Origin of the sequence: Roseixanthobacter glucoisosaccharinicivorans, assembly GCF_043195095.2 — a bacterium.
Taxonomy (GTDB): domain Bacteria; phylum Pseudomonadota; class Alphaproteobacteria; order Rhizobiales; family Xanthobacteraceae; genus NCEH01.
Genome location: NZ_CM195538.1, coordinates 45,392 through 60,875 on the forward strand (window position 1 = coordinate 45,392; position 15,484 = coordinate 60,875).

Annotated in this window: 16 protein-coding genes; 11 read left to right on the forward strand and 5 right to left on the reverse strand. The window is 66.4% G+C overall.

The window, feature by feature from the left end; translation table 11 throughout:
• Nucleotides 1-41: 41 nt before the first annotated feature.
• Together mmsB and V5F78_RS00205 are read right to left on the reverse strand one after the other, a co-directional pair.
• A complete protein-coding gene (mmsB, locus tag V5F78_RS00200) occupies nt 42-1,082 on the reverse strand; it encodes a 3-hydroxyisobutyrate dehydrogenase (RefSeq protein WP_394069981.1) in 1,041 nt (346 codons plus the stop codon).
• A 54-nt stretch (nt 1,083-1,136) separates the two neighbouring features.
• A complete protein-coding gene (locus V5F78_RS00205) occupies nt 1,137-2,339 on the reverse strand; it encodes an ABC transporter substrate-binding protein (RefSeq protein ID WP_394069610.1) in 1,203 nt (400 codons plus the stop codon).
• 265 nt (nt 2,340-2,604) lie between these two features.
• Here V5F78_RS00205 and V5F78_RS00210 point away from each other — a divergent pair, with 265 nt between their 5' ends.
• The 3 genes from V5F78_RS00210 (at nt 2,605) to V5F78_RS00220 (ending at nt 5,136) form a co-directional block, all read left to right on the forward strand.
• Nucleotides 2,605-2,814, forward strand: a complete 210-nt coding sequence (locus V5F78_RS00210; protein WP_394069608.1) for a hypothetical protein — start codon at nt 2,605-2,607, stop codon at nt 2,812-2,814.
• 69 nt (nt 2,815-2,883) lie between these two features.
• Nucleotides 2,884-3,567, forward strand: coding sequence for a GntR family transcriptional regulator (locus V5F78_RS00215; RefSeq protein WP_394069606.1), 684 nt, complete (start codon nt 2,884-2,886; stop codon nt 3,565-3,567).
• Nucleotides 3,568-3,648: 81 nt separating this feature from the next.
• A complete protein-coding gene (locus tag V5F78_RS00220; protein WP_394069604.1) occupies nt 3,649-5,136 on the forward strand; it encodes an aldehyde dehydrogenase family protein in 1,488 nt (495 codons plus the stop codon).
• 2 nt (nt 5,137-5,138) lie between these two features.
• Here V5F78_RS00220 and V5F78_RS00225 read toward each other — a convergent pair whose 3' ends face one another.
• A complete protein-coding gene (locus tag V5F78_RS00225; RefSeq protein ID WP_394069602.1) occupies nt 5,139-6,053 on the reverse strand; it encodes a LysR family transcriptional regulator in 915 nt (304 codons plus the stop codon).
• 119 nt (nt 6,054-6,172) lie between these two features.
• Between V5F78_RS00225 and V5F78_RS00230 the strand changes: the two genes are divergently transcribed.
• From V5F78_RS00230 to speB (V5F78_RS00265), 8 genes are read left to right on the forward strand one after another with little or no spacing between them, the layout of a single operon-like run.
• Nucleotides 6,173-7,168: an ABC transporter substrate-binding protein gene (locus V5F78_RS00230; RefSeq protein ID WP_394069601.1), complete on the forward strand. Its 996-nt coding sequence runs from the start codon at nt 6,173-6,175 to the stop codon at nt 7,166-7,168.
• Nucleotides 7,165-8,043 (forward strand): ABC transporter permease, encoded by an 879-nt coding sequence (locus tag V5F78_RS00235; RefSeq protein WP_394069599.1) that lies wholly within the window; start codon nt 7,165-7,167, stop codon nt 8,041-8,043. The genes V5F78_RS00230 and V5F78_RS00235 overlap by 4 nt, the downstream gene beginning before the upstream one ends.
• A gap of 10 nt (nt 8,044-8,053) precedes the next feature.
• Nucleotides 8,054-8,827, forward strand: a complete 774-nt coding sequence (locus V5F78_RS00240; RefSeq protein WP_394069598.1) for an ABC transporter ATP-binding protein — start codon at nt 8,054-8,056, stop codon at nt 8,825-8,827.
• Nucleotides 8,824-9,594 (forward strand): SDR family NAD(P)-dependent oxidoreductase, encoded by a 771-nt coding sequence (locus V5F78_RS00245; RefSeq protein WP_394012682.1) that lies wholly within the window; start codon nt 8,824-8,826, stop codon nt 9,592-9,594. Before V5F78_RS00240 ends, V5F78_RS00245 begins: the two co-directional genes overlap by 4 nt.
• Nucleotides 9,588-10,313 carry an SDR family NAD(P)-dependent oxidoreductase gene (locus tag V5F78_RS00250; RefSeq protein WP_394069594.1) on the forward strand — a complete coding sequence of 242 codons (726 nt, stop codon included), beginning with the start codon at nt 9,588-9,590 and terminating at the stop codon, nt 10,311-10,313. Before V5F78_RS00245 ends, V5F78_RS00250 begins: the two co-directional genes overlap by 7 nt.
• 11 nt (nt 10,314-10,324) lie before the next feature.
• On the forward strand, nt 10,325-11,098 hold the full coding sequence (locus tag V5F78_RS00255; RefSeq protein ID WP_394069592.1) for a creatininase: 774 nt from the start codon (nt 10,325-10,327) through the stop codon (nt 11,096-11,098).
• Nucleotides 11,099-11,140: 42 nt separating this feature from the next.
• The gene (gene speB / locus V5F78_RS00260) at nt 11,141-12,118 is read left to right on the forward strand and encodes an agmatinase (RefSeq protein WP_394069590.1); all 978 of its coding nucleotides are present in this window, start codon (nt 11,141-11,143) and stop codon (nt 12,116-12,118) included.
• Nucleotides 12,119-12,128: 10 nt separating this feature from the next.
• Nucleotides 12,129-13,085, forward strand: coding sequence for an agmatinase (gene speB / locus V5F78_RS00265; protein WP_394069589.1), 957 nt, complete (start codon nt 12,129-12,131; stop codon nt 13,083-13,085).
• 2 nt (nt 13,086-13,087) lie between these two features.
• Here speB (V5F78_RS00265) and lhgD read toward each other — a convergent pair whose 3' ends face one another.
• Nucleotides 13,088-14,287 (reverse strand): L-2-hydroxyglutarate dehydrogenase, encoded by a 1,200-nt coding sequence (lhgD, locus tag V5F78_RS00270; protein WP_394069587.1) that lies wholly within the window; start codon nt 14,285-14,287, stop codon nt 13,088-13,090.
• Between the two features lie 82 nt (nt 14,288-14,369).
• Nucleotides 14,370-15,341: a D-2-hydroxyacid dehydrogenase family protein gene (locus V5F78_RS00275; protein WP_394069585.1), complete on the reverse strand. Its 972-nt coding sequence runs from the start codon at nt 15,339-15,341 to the stop codon at nt 14,370-14,372.
• Between the last annotated feature and the right edge of the window lie 143 nt (nt 15,342-15,484).

Genomic DNA, 15,484 nt, shown 5'->3' on the forward strand with positions numbered 1-15,484 from the left:
GGGCGGAAACGCCGCATCCGCGCGGGATGCGGCGGCTTGGGTCAGCTCTTCTGCGGTGCCGCCATGCGGCCCGACAGCAGGTTGAACACGCAGCTGAAGTCGCGGTCGCCATAGCCGGCGGCCACCACCATCTGGTAGATGGCGGCGGAAGCGCCGGCAAGCGGTGTCGCCGCGCCCCCCGCGCCCGCCGCCTGCTGGGAGAGGCGCATGTCCTTCAGCATCATGGCGGCGGTGAAGCCGGGCGCATAATCGCGATTGGCCGGTGAGGTCGGCACCGGGCCGGGCACCGGGCAATAGGATTGCAGCGCCCAGCAATTGCCCGACGACTTGGTGATCACGTCATAGACGATCTGATTGTCGAGCCCGAGCTTCTCGGCCAGCGTGAACACCTCGCTGATGGCCACCATGGTCATGCCGGACATCATATTGTTGCAGATCTTCAGCGCCTGCCCGAGGCCGGAATCCCCCACATGGAAGAAATTGGCGCCCATGCCTTCCAGGATCGGCAGGGCACGGGCATAGGCGGCCTTGGTGCCGCCCACCATGAAGGTGAGCCGGCCGGCCTCCGCCGCCGGCACCGCGCCGGAAACCGGGGCATCCACCATCTCGAATCCGGCGGCTGCGGCTGCCGCGCCGACCGCGCGCGCGCTGTCCACATCGATGGTGGAACTGTCGATCAGGATCGCCCCCTTGGGGGCGGTGGCGAGGATGCCGTCCGGCCCCTCGTAGACCGCGCGCACATGCTTGCCCGTGGGCACCATGGTGACGATGGCGTCGGCGCCGGCCACCGCTTCCGCGAGGCTACCGGCGGCGCGCCCGCCCGCCGCGACCAGCGCGTCACGGGCGACCTGCGAGAGATCGAAGCCGGTGACGGCATGGCCGGCCTTGATGAGGTTTGCGCTCATGGGCCGGCCCATATTGCCGAGCCCGATGAAGGTGACGTTTGGCATTTCAACTCCCCTAGAGCGTGTTTGCGGCTGCGCGGCCGCATGTTCTTTCTGCCGTTCTTGCCTGCCACTCAGGCCCGCCTCGTGCCGGGCATCCACGCGGTTGCGCTTATGTCGCCCCGGACAGGCTTTCATGCCGCCGGACGTCGATGGCCGGGACATGCCCGGCCATGACAGTGTGGCAAATGCTTACTTCTTGACCAGCGGGCACTTGCTTTCCGACAGCGGCATGGTGGCCTCGGCGGCGGGAATGGTGCGCAGGATCTTGTAATAATCCCAGGGGTATTTGGACTCGCTCGGATCCTTCACCTGGATCAGATACATGTCGTGCTCCATGCGGCCGTCGGCGCGGACCTTGCCGTTTGTGACGAAGAAATCGTTCACCGGCATCTCGCGCATCTTCTCGGCGACCACTTTGCCGTCGTCGCTGTTCGCCGCCTGCATGGCTTTGAGATAATGCAGCACCGAGGAATAGACGCCGGCCTGGATCATGTCCGGCATGCGGCCGGTTTTCTTCATGTAGCGCGCGCCGAAGGCGCGGCTGGCGTCGTTGCGGTCCCAATAATAGGCGGTGGTGGCGATCAGGCCCTTGGCGGCCTTGAGGCCGAGGGCGTTGACGTCGCTGATCATGATGGCGAGACCCACCAGGCGCTGGCCGCCGTCGGTGATGCCGAATTCGGCGGCCTGCTTAATAGAATTGATGGTGTCCATGCCGCCATTGGCGAGGCCGATGATCTGCGCCTTCGAGCCCTGCGCCTGCAGCAGGAAGGAGGAGAAGTCCGCAGCCCCGGTGGGATAGCGCACCTGGCCCAACACCGTGCCGCCGCCGGCGGTGACGGTCTTTGAGATGTCGGCCGACATCTGGTGGCCGAACGCATAGTCGACGACCACCAGATACCAGCTCTTGCCGCCGTCCTGCAGCACTGCGCGGGCGGTGCCCACGGCTTGGGAATAAGTATCCCATGGCCAGTGGAAGCCGGTGGGGGAGCAATCCTCATTGGTGAGGCGCGTGGTGGCGGGCCCGGAGGCGAGGGTGATCCTGCCGCGCTCCTTGGCCATGCCCTGCACCGCCAGCGCGACCGCCGAATTGGTCAAATCGGCGATGGCGAGGACATTCTCCTCGTCGAACCATTTGCGCGCGGTGGCGGCGCCCACGTCGGTCTTGTTCTGATGGTCGGCGGAGAGAATTTCGATGGGCCGTCCAAGCACCTTGCCGCCGAAATCCTCGACCGCCATCTTCGCGGCCTCAACCGAGCCGACGCCGCCGAACTCGCTGTAGAGCCCGGACTGGTCGTTCAGCACGCCGATGCGGACAGGGCCGTCGGCGGCCTGGGCCGCGGTGAGGGCAAGCAGCGACGTCGCTGCGAGCCCGGCGATCACTCCAAGGCGCATGGTTCATCCTCCCAGTTTTTCGGGCGTGACGATGGTCCGCCCGTTTCATTTCCACCCTTGGCCGCCGGCCTCTTGCGAACCGTGCGGCGCGTTGCGTTGTCCAAGCGCCCGGTTAATCCGAGGTCGCGGGCGTCACATCCTCGAAGCGGGGCGGCCGCCTTTTTGCCCCGGCGCGCTCACCCTCGCGCGCTGCGTCCGGCACCAGGCGCCCCGCCACGGCCGCGCCGAAGCTTGGCCGACGGGTGCCGGACAGAAGCACCGCCGCTTGGGCGAGTTCCTCGCCCCGGACGCGATGGTCCTGGGGCGGGTGCTTGAGGCGGATGCGCATTTTCGCCCCCGCGCGGGAAAGCCGCGTCTGGGCGCCATCGTCGTGGCGTTGAAGGCAGGAAAGGTCGGGTCGTTGCCCGTTGGCGTCGGTCATTGCCTCATTTTTGATTTCAAAAAAAATATCAGTCAATATAAAAAAAATATGTAGCTTTGCCCCCGGAATATCAGCCTTGCATCCCGGCGGGGCGGGCGAGACAACACGCAAGGACGACGCGACGTGAGGGGCGAACCCGCAGTGCAGAAGATCAACCGGACCGGAGAGATCGCGAAATGGATCCGGGGCGAGATCGAGTCCGGCGCCCTGCCTCCCGGCGCCCGGCTGGAGGAGCGGCCCCTCTCCGAGCGGTTCGGCGTATCCAAGACGCCGGTGCGCGAGGCGCTGATCCAGCTCGCCTCCCTCGGCCTTGTGGACCTGCGCCAACGACGTGGCGCCACCGTCACCGTGCTCAGCGTGGAGCAGGTGGTCTCCATGTTCGAGGTGATGACCGAGATGGAGGGCATGGCCGCCAAGCTTGCAGCGAGCCGCATGCCGCCCGAGGAGCGCAAGGCGCTCGCCGAAATTCACGCGGAAAGCGCTGAATTTGTCGCGAACGGAGATTCGTCCGCATACGATCTGGCGAATACGCGGTTACATGAGCGAATTTACCGCGGAACATGCAACGAATACCTTGAGTTCAACATCAAGGATATGCGGGCGCGGCTGCGGGTGTACCGCCGCTATCCGTTCCAGAAGCCGGGGCGCATCGCGCAATCCCATGCCGATCACGCCCAGATCGTGGACGCAATCCTGCGCGGCGAGGGCGCCACCGCCAGTCGCGTTATGCATGAGCATATTACCACCGGCGGCCGCGTGTTCGCCGATCTGGTCGCCCAGATGCCCCGAGCGTGGGATCCAGGTTGATCTGCAAGGCTTTGTTATAGAATGGAAATCCGGCGTCACGCCGGAGCGGGGCGCAAGCTTCGCGATTCAAGGGAGGACCATATGAATACGGGCGAAAAGACCCTCACCGGCGCGCAGCTTCAGCGCCACCCCATGCTGATCGGCGGCGAATGGGTCTGGGCGCAATCGGGCCAGACCCTCACCGTCGAGAACCCGGCCCGGCGTGAAATCTTCGCCGAAGTGCCCCGGGGCGAGGCCGCGGATGTCGATCTCGCTGTCGATAAGGCATTGGAATCGTTCGTGTCCTGGCGCAAGGTTCCGCCGCGTGAGCGGGGCCGGATGCTGATGAAGATCGCCGACGGCATCGACGCCCGGCACGAGGAGATCGCCCGCGCCATCGCCACCGAGACCGGCAACGCCCTGCGCACCCAGGCTCGTCCCGAGACCAAGGCGGCGGCGGAGATGTTCCGCTATTTCGGCGGCCTTTCGGGCGAGCTGAAGGGCGAGACCTTGCCTTTTTCCGACGACCTGCTCAGCTACACCCAGCGCGAGCCGCTCGGCGTCGTTGCCGCCGTAATCCCTTGGAATGCCCCGTTTTTGCTGGCGGCCGTGAAGATCGCGCCGGCGCTTTGCGCGGGCAACACCATGGTGATGAAGACCGCCGAGGACGCCCCGCTGGCGGTGCTGATGCTGGCTGAAATCTGCGCCGAGCATCTGCCGCCCGGCGTGGTCAACATGCTCACCGGAACGGGTGCCGAATGCGGCGCGCCGCTGATCAACCATCCGAAGGTGGCGAAGCTGTCCTTCACCGGCTCGACGGCTGTCGGCAAGCTGGTGATGGAGGCGGCGGCAAAGCGAATTCTTCCGGTTTCCCTGGAACTTGGCGGCAAGAGCCCGTCCATCGTGTTCCCGGATGCGGACGAGGATTGGGTGGTGGACGGCATCATCGCCGCCATGCGCTTCACGCGGCAGAGCCAATCCTGCACCGCCGGCTCGCGGCTGTTTCTGCATCGTTCGATCTATGACGGCTTCCTGGAGCGGCTCGCCGAAAAGGCCGGCAAGCTGCGGCTCGGGGACCCGCTGGCGGAAGACACCGACATCGGCGCCATCATTAATGAGAAGCAATTCAGCAAGGTCCGCGGCTATGTGGAGGAAGGCCTGCGCCAGAAGGGTTCGCGCCTTGTCATGGGCGGCCTGCCGGATACCGAGGGGCCGTTGAGCGAAGGCTATTTCATGCGCCCCACCGCGTTTGCCCAGGCGGAAAACGACTGGCGGCTGGCGCGGGAAGAAATCTTCGGGCCGGTGCTGGTGGCGATCCCGTGGGAGGACGAGGCCGAGGTCGTGAAGATGGCCAATGACAGCCATTACGGGCTCGCCGCCTACATCTGGACCCACGACATCGGCAAGGCGCTGCGCACCGCGCGCGATGTGGAAGCCGGCTGGGTGCAGATCAACCAGGGAGCGGGCCAGCTTCCCGGCCACTCCTATGGTGGCTACAAGCAAAGCGGTCTTGGCCGGGAATTCTCTCTTTCCGCCATGCTGGACAGCTTCACCCAGAGCAAGAACATCACCGTGAACCTGACCCGCTGAACCTAGGCGGGGCGGGCGGCTTCGCTGACCTGGGCCTTCAATTCCCTGATGAAGGCATCCACCAGCGGCTGCTCGCCCTTCAGCCGCCGCGTCGCGACGAAATGCGCGGATTCAAACCCGTAGCTCTCGGGTTTCAAAGCCCGCATCTCGCCGCGCCGCGCCCAGTCGTCGCCGATGTGGCGCGGCAGGTAGCCGATGAAATGACCTGAGAGAATCATCATGACCTGCGCCTCCATATGCATGATGGAAGCACTCGCGCGCGGGTGGTTCACCCGATAGAGGTCGTCGAGGTGGCGATAGCGCCGCACCGAAAACAGCGCCGCCTCGATCTGCGCATGCTGTACCTGCCGCCCGGGCACGTCGAACAGCGCGTGCCCCTTGCCGCAATAGAGCGCATGGGGCTCGCGATGCAGGGGAATGTAGGTGACGCCCGGCGCCTTCTGAGAGAACGGCCCCACCACGATATCGCGGGCGCCGTCCATCAATTCCTGCTCCAGCACCAGCGGCGTGCCCAGTTCGAGGTCCACGAAGACCTCGGAGGCATAGTCCATATAACGCGCGAGGGCGGTCTGAAGGCCGAGCTTGGGATTGGTCACCACCCCGTCCACGATGCCGAGCCGCAGCCGCCCGACGAGGGTGCGCTGGTCGCGGCCGATGCGGCCGTGGAACGCGTCGATATCCGCGAACAATTGCTTGGCGGCGGCGAAGGTGGATTCGCCGAACGGGGTGAGACGGAAGCCGGCGCGCCCGCGCTCGCACAATTGCCCGCCGAGCTTGCGCTCCAACGCCGCCAGATGGGTGGAGAGGGTCGATTGGGAGAGGTTGAGGGTGATTTGCGCGTCGGCAAAGCCGCCCGCCTCGGTCAAGGCCACGAACACCCGCAGCAGGCGCAGGTCGATATTATCCAGGCGCCGCATGGCTTTCTCCCCGTCCCTTACCTCACATCTAGAATTCTCGATGTGAGGTTTCAATAAAAACGATTTTTCCGGATGTGAATATGCCGGAGCATGAGCCGACCTTCCAAGGAGCGACCGCCATGAGGCATAGAGATCGCATTGCCGCTTTCGCCGTTCTGGGCCTGCTGGCCCTTTCGGCGCCGGCTTCCGCCGCAGACAAGATCCGGGTTCTCGCGCCCACCTGGCCCGGCTTCGCGCCGGTGTTCGTGGCCATGGACAAGGGCTATTTCAAAGCCCAGGGCCTCGATGTGGACATGCGGTTCGAGGATGACCGCTCGAACGTCATGGCCGCCATGGCGCGCGGCGACATCGAAGTCGACATGCGCACCGTGGGCGAACACCAGGGCCGCCCGCGCGATGCCTCCACCCCCGGCATCATCATCGGCACCATCGACAAGTCGGTGGGCGGCGACGGCGTGATCGCGGACGGGTCGATTTCCTCCGTCGCCGCGCTGAAAGGCAAGACCGTGGCCTCCGAGGTCAACATTCCCGGCCGCCTGCTGCTGCAACTGGCGCTGAAGAAGGAGGGCCTGACCCTCAAGGATCTCAAGCTCAAGGAGATCGCGACTGCCGACACGGTGGCGGTGTTCGCCGACCCGTCGATCATGGCCATCGCCACCTATGAGCCGGTCATGTCGCAGGCGATCACGGCCAACGCCAACCGCAAGGGCAAGGTGCTGATCTCTTCCAAGGACAGCGATATCATCGTCGATATTATCGCGGTGCGTCAGGACGACCTGAAGTCGAATCCGAAGAAGTATCAGGCTTTCCTGAAGGGGATCTATCAGGCGGTGGATCTCTACAAGAAAGACCCTGCGGAATTCATCAGGCTCGCCGCGCCGCACTTCAATTTGAGTGAAGCGGAGGTGAAGGACATTCTCGACACCTCGCTCGCTTATACCTCGCTTGCCGACGCCGAGGCCTATATCGGTACGGCCGGCAAGCCGGGCACGCTCTATGGCATCTTCAATACGGTGATGGAGCTGAATCTGGAGAATGGTGCCGCCGACACCAAGCTCGACCCCGCCCAGCAGATCGACCCTTCGGTGGTGTCCGCAATCGCGGGGACGAAGTGAGCGAGCCTGCCGCATCCTCCTCATCGCCGGCGCAGGCCGGCGGTGATCCTGGCGCGCCATCGAGCGGCGCGCCGGCGATGGGCGGCGGGTTCGTGCTGCGCGACCTGTTTCGCCTGCGCGCGCCCCTGCCGCGTTCGGTCTCCGCGACGATCGCGATAAGCGCCAGTCTGCTGCTGTTGTTGGTGTGGGAAGGGGTCGCACGGCTCGGCCTCACCAGCCCGCTGTTCTTCCCCGCCCCGAGCGCCATTCTTGCCGCCATGGGGCGCATGTTCGCGGACCAGCATCTCGCGTGGAATGCCTGGGTTTCGATACTGCGGGTGTGGAGCGCGTTCCTGCTGGCGGCGGTGATGGCCATTCCCATTGGCATGTTGATGAGCGCCTATCGCCCCATCGGTGCCGCGCTCGAACCGATCGTGGATTTCATCCGCTATCTGCCGGTGCCCGCCTTGGTGCCGCTCTCCATCATCTGGTTCGGCGTGGGCGAGGAGACCAAGATCTTCCTGCTCTGGCTCGGCACCTTCTTTCAACTCGTGCTGCTGGTTTCCGACGACATGCGGCGGGTGCCGCAGGAATATATCGAGATCGCCTATACGGTCGGCGCAAAGCCCGCGCAGGTGCTGAAGGATGTCGCCTTCCGCGCCATGCTGCCGGGGCTGGTGGACAATCTGCGCATCACGCTCGGCTGGTGCTGGACCTATCTGATCATCGCCGAGATCGTCGCGGCGGACAGCGGGCTCGGCTTCGTGATCTGGGCGGCGCGCCGCTACATGAAGACGCCGGAGGTGATGGCCGGGGTGTTCCTCATCGGCATCATCGGCCTTCTCACCGACCAATTGCTGCGCGCCGTCCACCGCCGCGCCTTCCGCTATCTGTGAGGGCAGGCGGATGACGGCTCATCTCACCTTCACGAACGTCACCAAGCATTTCGGCAAGGTCGAGGTGGTGGCGACGCCGTTCAACCTCGCCATCGCCCGCAACGAGTTCGTGGTGTTCCTCGGTCCCTCGGGCTGCGGCAAGACCACCTTGATGCGCATGATCGGCGGGCTCGATACGCCGAGCACCGGGGACATTCGCCTCGATGGCGCACCCGTGGGCGGCCCGGACTGGCGGCGCGGCATGGTGTTCCAGTCCTATTCCTCCTTTCCCTGGCTGACAGTGGCGGAAAACGTCGCCTTCGGCATGCGCTACCGCACCGATCTGTCGGAGGAAGAGAAGCTGGGCCGGCGGGATCATTATCTCGATCTGGTCGGGCTTTACGAATTCTCAGACACCTATCCCAACCGCGTCTCCGGCGGCATGCGCCAGCGCATCGCCATCGCCCGCACGCTGGCGGCCGGCTCCGACGTGCTGCTGATGGACGAGCCGTTCGGCGCCCTCGATGCCCAGCGGCGCGAGCAATTGCAGGGCGAGTTGCGGCGCATCCAGCGGCGTGATGCCAAGACCGTGGTGTTCGTGACCCACGATGTTGAGGAAGCCGCCTTCCTTGCCGACCGGGTGATTGTTTTCTCCAAACGCCCGGCGCGCATCATGGCGGAAATCGACGTGCGGACGCGCCTTGGCGAGGACCGCACGCTGGAGATGCGCGACGGGGCGGATTTCTTCGCCTTGCGCAATGAGATGCTGCACCTGGTGCGGGCAAGCGCGGGGGAAGAGCCATGATGGCGGGCGGATTGCTCGGCGGCCTCGCGGGGCGCGCGGTGTTGGTCACGGGTTCGAGCCGGGGCATCGGTCACGGCATCGCCCGGGCCTTCGCAGCGGCGGGGGCGGATCTGCACATGCTGGCGGAGGATGACGCAATCTTCGAGGCGGCCGAGCGGCTCGGCGCGCGCGGCCACAAGGCGGACATCACGCGCACCGCCGATCTCGAAGCCGTGGCGCAGGAGATCGCCCATCTCGATGTGCTGGTGAACAATGCCGGCCTGGAGCTGGTGACGCCCCTCGACGACCCGAGCGCGGAGAACGAGCTGCGCTTCCGCCGCGTGGTGGAAATCAATGTGACGGGGACATTCCTCGCCACCCGCGCCTTCGCGCCGAAGCTCTCCCACGGCGGGCGCATCATCAACACCGCCTCCATCTGGTCGCGCACCGCCGAGCCGCTGTTCGGCGCCTATGTGGCGTCCAAGCACGCGGTGATCGGCCTGACCAAGACCTTCGCCAAAGAACTGGGTCCGCGCGGCATCAATGTGAATGCGGTGTGTCCCGGCTGGGTGCGCACGGACGCTTCGCTGCGCTCGCTGCGCGCCATGGCCGAGCGCACCGGACGGCCGGAGGACGACCTGCTGCGCGAGATCGTCGCCGTCCAGGCGCTGCCGGGCTTCATGGACCCGGACGATGTGGCCGGCACCTATCTGTTCCTGGCCTCCGATCTCGCCGCGAACATCACCGGCCAGAGCCTCGGGGTCGATCGTGGAGAAGCACCGTGGTGAACCCCTCTGATCCCTCCCCGCACCAGGGCCTGCGCATCGTCGTCACCGGCGCGGCGAGCGGCATCGGCCGCGCCTGCGCGAACCGGCTGGCGGCGGGCGGCGCGCATGTGGTCGGGTTCGACATCCAGCCGGCGGAAAGTGGCGCTTGGCACCCCCTCGCCGTGGATCTCACCGACGAGGCGGCTGTGGTCGCGGCGATGGATGCGGCGGCGGCGCATCTGCGCGGGCTCGACGTGATCGTGAACTGTGCCGGGCTGGATCTCGAAAGCCCGCTCTGCGCCTTCGATTTCTCAGCCTTCGAGAAGATGCTGGCGGTGAACGTGCGCGGCACCATCGTGATGGCGCGGGAGGCCGCGCGGCTTTTCGGCGAACACGGGCGCATCATCAATATCGCGTCCGAGCTCGGCTATCTCGGCCGGCAGGGCGCCTCCGGCTATTGCGCCACCAAGGGCGCGATCCTTGCACTCACACGTTCCTGGGCGCGCGAGCTGGCCCCGCGCATCCTGGTGAACGCGGTGGCGCCAGGGCCGGTGGATACGCCCTTGCTCAATTTCGCCGGCATGGACGCGGCCCAGCAGGCGCTGGAAACCAACAATCCGCTGCGCCGCATCGGCCGGCCGGAGGAGGTGGCCGAGGCGGTCGCCTTCCTCGCCTCCCGCCACACCCATTTCATCACCGGCCAATGCATCAGCGTCGATGGCGGCGCGGCCATGCACTGAGGGAACATAAGATGGTCGACAGCGTCTACATGGCCGAATTGAGCTGGCCGCAATATCAGGCCAAGATCGCCGCCGGGGCGACGGTGTTCATTCCCCTCGGCACCACCGAGCAGCACGGCCCGCATCTGCCGCTGAACGTGGACGTGGTGCTGCCCACCGCCGTGTGCGCGCGGGTGGCGGCGCAGATCGGCGGCATCGTCGCGCCGGCGATCCCCTATGGCTACAAGTCCCAGCCCCGCTCCGGCGGCGGCGAGGCTTTTCCCGGCACCACGAGTCTCGATGCCTACACCTTCGCTTTGGTGCTCCGCGACGTCATCCGCGCCCTCGGTGCCGATGGTGTGCGGCGCATCGTGGTGGTGAACGGCCATTACGAGAACATGTGGCCCGGCGTCGAGGGCGTGGATCTCGGACTGCGCGAACTGCGCCGCGACGGCATCACCGGCATGCAGCTGATGCGCCTGGAATATTGGGATTTTGCCCGGCGCGAGACGCTGGAGCGCCTGTTCCCCGACGGCTTCCCCGGCATCGACCTGGAGCATGCGAGCCTGCTGGAGACCTCGCTCATGCTCCTCGTGCGCCCGGAACTGGTGGAGATGGAGAAGGTGCCGTCCGACGGACCGGCGCAATTCCCCACCTATGACATGCACCCGGTGCCGAAAGGCTTCGTGCCGGCGTCCGGCGTGCTCGCCGTGGCGCACGGCTCCGCCGCCGAAAAGGGCCAGTGGCTGATGGACGATTATGTCGCCGGCATCAGCGCCGCCGTGCGCAAGGAATTCAATCTCTGACGGCGCGGGCACAGCCCGCTTGAGCCAGATGGCAGGTTTTTCATGGTTGGAAAGTTCGAGCCGGCGGATTCCGGCAGCATCCCGCGTTTCGCCGGCATCGCCACCTTCATGCGGCTGCCGCAGGCCGAGCCGGCCGAGGTGGACATCGCCATTGTCGGCGTGCCGTTCGACGGCGGCGTGACCAATCGCGCCGGCACGCGGCACGGCCCGCGCGAATTGCGCAACCAGTCCAGCCTGACGCGCCGGGTGCACCATGTCACCGGCGTTTCGCCCTACGACCAGGCGCGCATCGCCGATTGCGGCGACGCGCCGGTCGACCCGCTCGACCTCATGAAGACCTTGAAGCTCGTCGGCGATTTCTATGCCGGCGTGCGCACCGCCGGCGCGGTGCCGCTTTCGGGCGGCGGCGATCATCTGATGACGCTGCCCATCCTGCGCGGGCTGGTGCATGAGGGGCCGGTGGGCGTGGTGCAGTTCGACGCCCATTCCGACACCTATGACGGCTTTTTCGGCGGCAATCCCTACAACCACGGCACGCCGTTCCGCCGCGCCATCGAGGAGGGGCTGATCGACCCGAAGCGCTTCGTTCAGATCGGCCTGCGCGGGGCGATCTCGGATGCCTCGAACTTCGATTTCGCCAAGGCGTGCGGCATCCGCATGATCTTCATGGAGGAATTCATCACGCGCGGGCCGCAGGACGTGATGGACGAGGTCCATGCCATCCTTGGCGAACAGTCGGCCTATGTGACGTTCGACATCGACAGCCTCGATCCCTCCTTCGCGCCGGGCACCGGCACGCCGGAGATCGGCGGCTTCACCACCCGCGAGGCGCAGCACATGGTGCGGGCGCTGGCGGGGCTCAATCTGATCGGCGCGGACCTCGTGGAGGTGTCGCCGCCGTTCGACCCGTCCGGCCTCACGGCCCTGACGGGCGCCAGTATCATGTTCGAGCTTTTGTGTGTGCTGGCGAATGCGGTCGCGGAGCGGCGCGGCGCGCCCGCCGCCGCAGCCACACTCTAAGGAAAATCCCATGGCCCATGGATATGAAAGCGGGCGGCTCGATCTGCCCTTCGTCGGCATCTGCACCTTCGGCAAATATCCGCTGTGCCTGGATTGGGACAAGCTGGAGGCCGATGTCGCCATTCTCGGCGCGCCGTTCGACCTCGGCACCCAATGGCGCTCCGGCGCCCGCTCGGGCCCGCGGGCGATCCGCGACGCGTCGACCCTGTTCGCCTTCGGCCATTCCGGCGCCTATGACCATGAGGACGACGTGGTCTATCTGCCCGCCGGGGCGGCGCGCATCGTGGACATGGGCGATGCCGACATGATCCACACCGACACCGCCCAGAGCCACGCCAATATCGAAGCCGGCGTGCGGGCGATCCTCAAGGCGGGCGCGCTGCCGGTGGTGCTCGGCGGCGATCATTCCATCAACATCCCCTGCGTCGCCGCCTTTTCTGACGAGGCGCCGGTGCATCTGGTGCAGTTCGACGCGCATCTGGATTTCGTCGACGAGCGGCACGGCGTGCGCAACGGCCACGGCAGCCCCATGCGCCGCGCCGCCGAGCGACCCCACGTTACCGGCCTGACCCAGCTCGGCATCCGCAACGTCTCCTCCACCGCGCGCGAGGGCTATGAGGATGCCCGCCGCATGGGCAGCGACATCCTGAGCGTGCGGCAGATCCGCAAGCTCGGAACCGAGGCGGTGCTGGCGCGCATCCCGGCGGGCGCGCGCTATTATGTGAGCATCGACATCGACGGCTTCGACCCCTCCATCGCGCCGGGCACCGGCACGCCCAGCCATGGCGGCTTCGCCTATTACGAGGTGCTGGAGCTGCTGGACGGCCTCGCCAAGCGGGGCACCATCGTCGGCGTCGACCTGGTGGAGGTGGCCCGCGAATATGATCCGGCAGGCGTCACCGCCATCCTCGCCGCCCAGATTCTGCTGAATCTCATCGGCCGCATCCTGCACCAGCGCGGCCGCTGAGTTCAGGCTGCCCGTGCGCCCATGAGCTTGTCGGCAATCATCTCGCCGATGGGCAAGGCGGCGGTGGCGGCGGGTGAGGGCGCGTTGCAGACATGCAGCGAGCGCGGCGTCTGCTCGAACAGGAAGTCGTGCACCAGCGTGCCGTCGGCGAGCACCGCCTGAGCGCGGATGCCGGCTTCATAGGGCTGAAGGTCCGCCATGGTCAGGTCCGGGCAATATTTGCGGCATTGCTCCAGATAGCCCGCGGGCATGAGGGAGTTCTTCAGTTCCTTGATCGCGGCGCCCGGATTGTTGGCGAGCGTGCGCCAGAAGCCGGGAAAGGTGAGAGTATCCGCAAGGTCTGCGGCATTCACCGAGAGCTTGGGATAGCCCTCGCGCGCCATGCCCAGTACCGCATTGGGGCCGACCGTTACCGAGCCGTCGATCATGCGGGTGAGGTGGATGCCGAGGAACGGCAAGGTGGGGTCCGGCACCGGATAGATCAGGTGCTTGACGATGGCATTGCGGCTCGGCGGCAGGCGATAATATTCCCCCCGGAACGGCACGATGCGGTGGGTGACCTTCAGCCCGGCAAGGCGCGCGATGCGGTCGGATTGCAAGCCGGCGCAGGCCACCAGCATCTTGCTGCGATGGGTGACGCCGCCGCTGCGCACCTCCACGTCTTCCGCCCCCTCGCGGATCGCATCCACCTTCGCACCCAGCAGGATGGTGCCTCCGGCGGCCTCGATCTCGCGGGCGAGCGCGGCGCAGACCTGCTTGTAATCGACGATGCCCGTGGAGGGCACGAACAGCGCGCCGATGCCGGTGATATTGGGTTCGCGCCGCCGCAGCTCGGCGCCGTCCAGGCGCTCCACTTCCACGCCGTTTGAGGCGGCGCGCTGGTAGAGCGCATCCATGCGCGCCAGTTCCTCGGCGTCGGTTGCGACCAGCAGCTTGCCGCAGGTTTCAAAGGCGATGTTGTGGGCGCGGCAGAAATCCTTGGTCGCCTGGGCGCCGACGCGGCACAGCTCGGCCTTGAAGCTGCCGGGGGCGTAATAAATGCCGGCATGGATGACGCCGCTGTTGTGCCCGGTCTGGTGGCGCGCGAGGCCGCCTTCCTTCTCCAGCAGCAGCACGCCCGCGCCGGGCTGGCGGCGCAGGATTTCCCGCGCCGTCGAGAGGCCGACGATGCCGCCGCCGATGATGATGAAATCATAGAGCATGATGCTCTTTTCCTCCCACAAGTCCGGGCTGCGAAGCGCCCGTGTTTTTCCGGCGGTGTGTCCCGCCGGCTTTTGGCGTGTCTCAGGGCGCCAGCACGCGGATCGGCGCGCCGCGCTGCCAGGCGGCGATGTCTTCGACGATCTGCGGGAAGGCCGTGCGATAGGTGTTTTCCGTAACATAGCCGATGTGCGGCGTCGCCAGCACATTGGGCAAAAATCGGAACGGATGATCCACCGCCAGCGGCTCGGTGTCGAACACGTCGAGCGCGGCGCCGGCAATCCGCCGCTGCATCAGCGCGTCCACCAGGGCCGGCTCGGAAACGATCGGCCCGCGCGAGGTGTTCACCAGGAAGGCGGAGGGCTTCATCCGGCCGAGCTCCGCCGCGCCGACGAGATCCTGGGTGCGGGCGCCGAGCTTCAGATGGATGGTGAGCACGTCGGCGCGGGCGAACAATTCGTCCTTCTCCACCCGCTCCACGCCGCACTCGGCCGCCCGCTCGGCGGTGAGATTCTGGCTCCAGGCGATGACCTTCATGCCGAAGGCCTGGCCGAACTTCGCCACCTCCGCGCCGATGCGGCCGAGGCCGAGCACGCCGAGCGTCTTGCCCGCGATATCCATCCCGAGGCCCACTTGCCAGCCACCGGCGCGCACGGAAGCTGCCTCAAGGTGCAGGCCGCGCGTGACCGCCAGCACCAGCGCCCAGGTAAGCGCGGGGGTCGCATGGGGCTCGCCGCCGGCGGTCCCGCTCACGACGATGCCGCGCGCCTGCGCCGCCGCGATATCAATGGAGGCATTCCACAGGCCGATGGTGGTGATGAGCTTGAGGTTCGGCAGCCGGGCGATCAGCGCCGCGTCCACCGGCGTACGCTCGCGCGTGAGGACCAGCGCGTCGAAGGGCTGGAGGCGGGCCGCGAGGCGGTCCGGGTCGGCCACGTGATCGTGGAAGAAGACCGCTTCGGCATTGGGCTTCAGCGTGTCCCAATCGGCCATGGCAGCGGCCACATTCTGGTAATCGTCGAGGACGGCGACGCGGGCGGGGGCGGGTTCTGTCATTGAAATGCTCGCTATCGGGCGCATGTGTTGCGGATGCCCTTGATCCGGCTTCGAGGCTAAAATGGCAATCTCTGTCCTTGAATCGGATCGCGCCGGGACCGTCGCGGTTTTCCGCCCTTCCCCCACCCGCCAGCCAGGAGGTC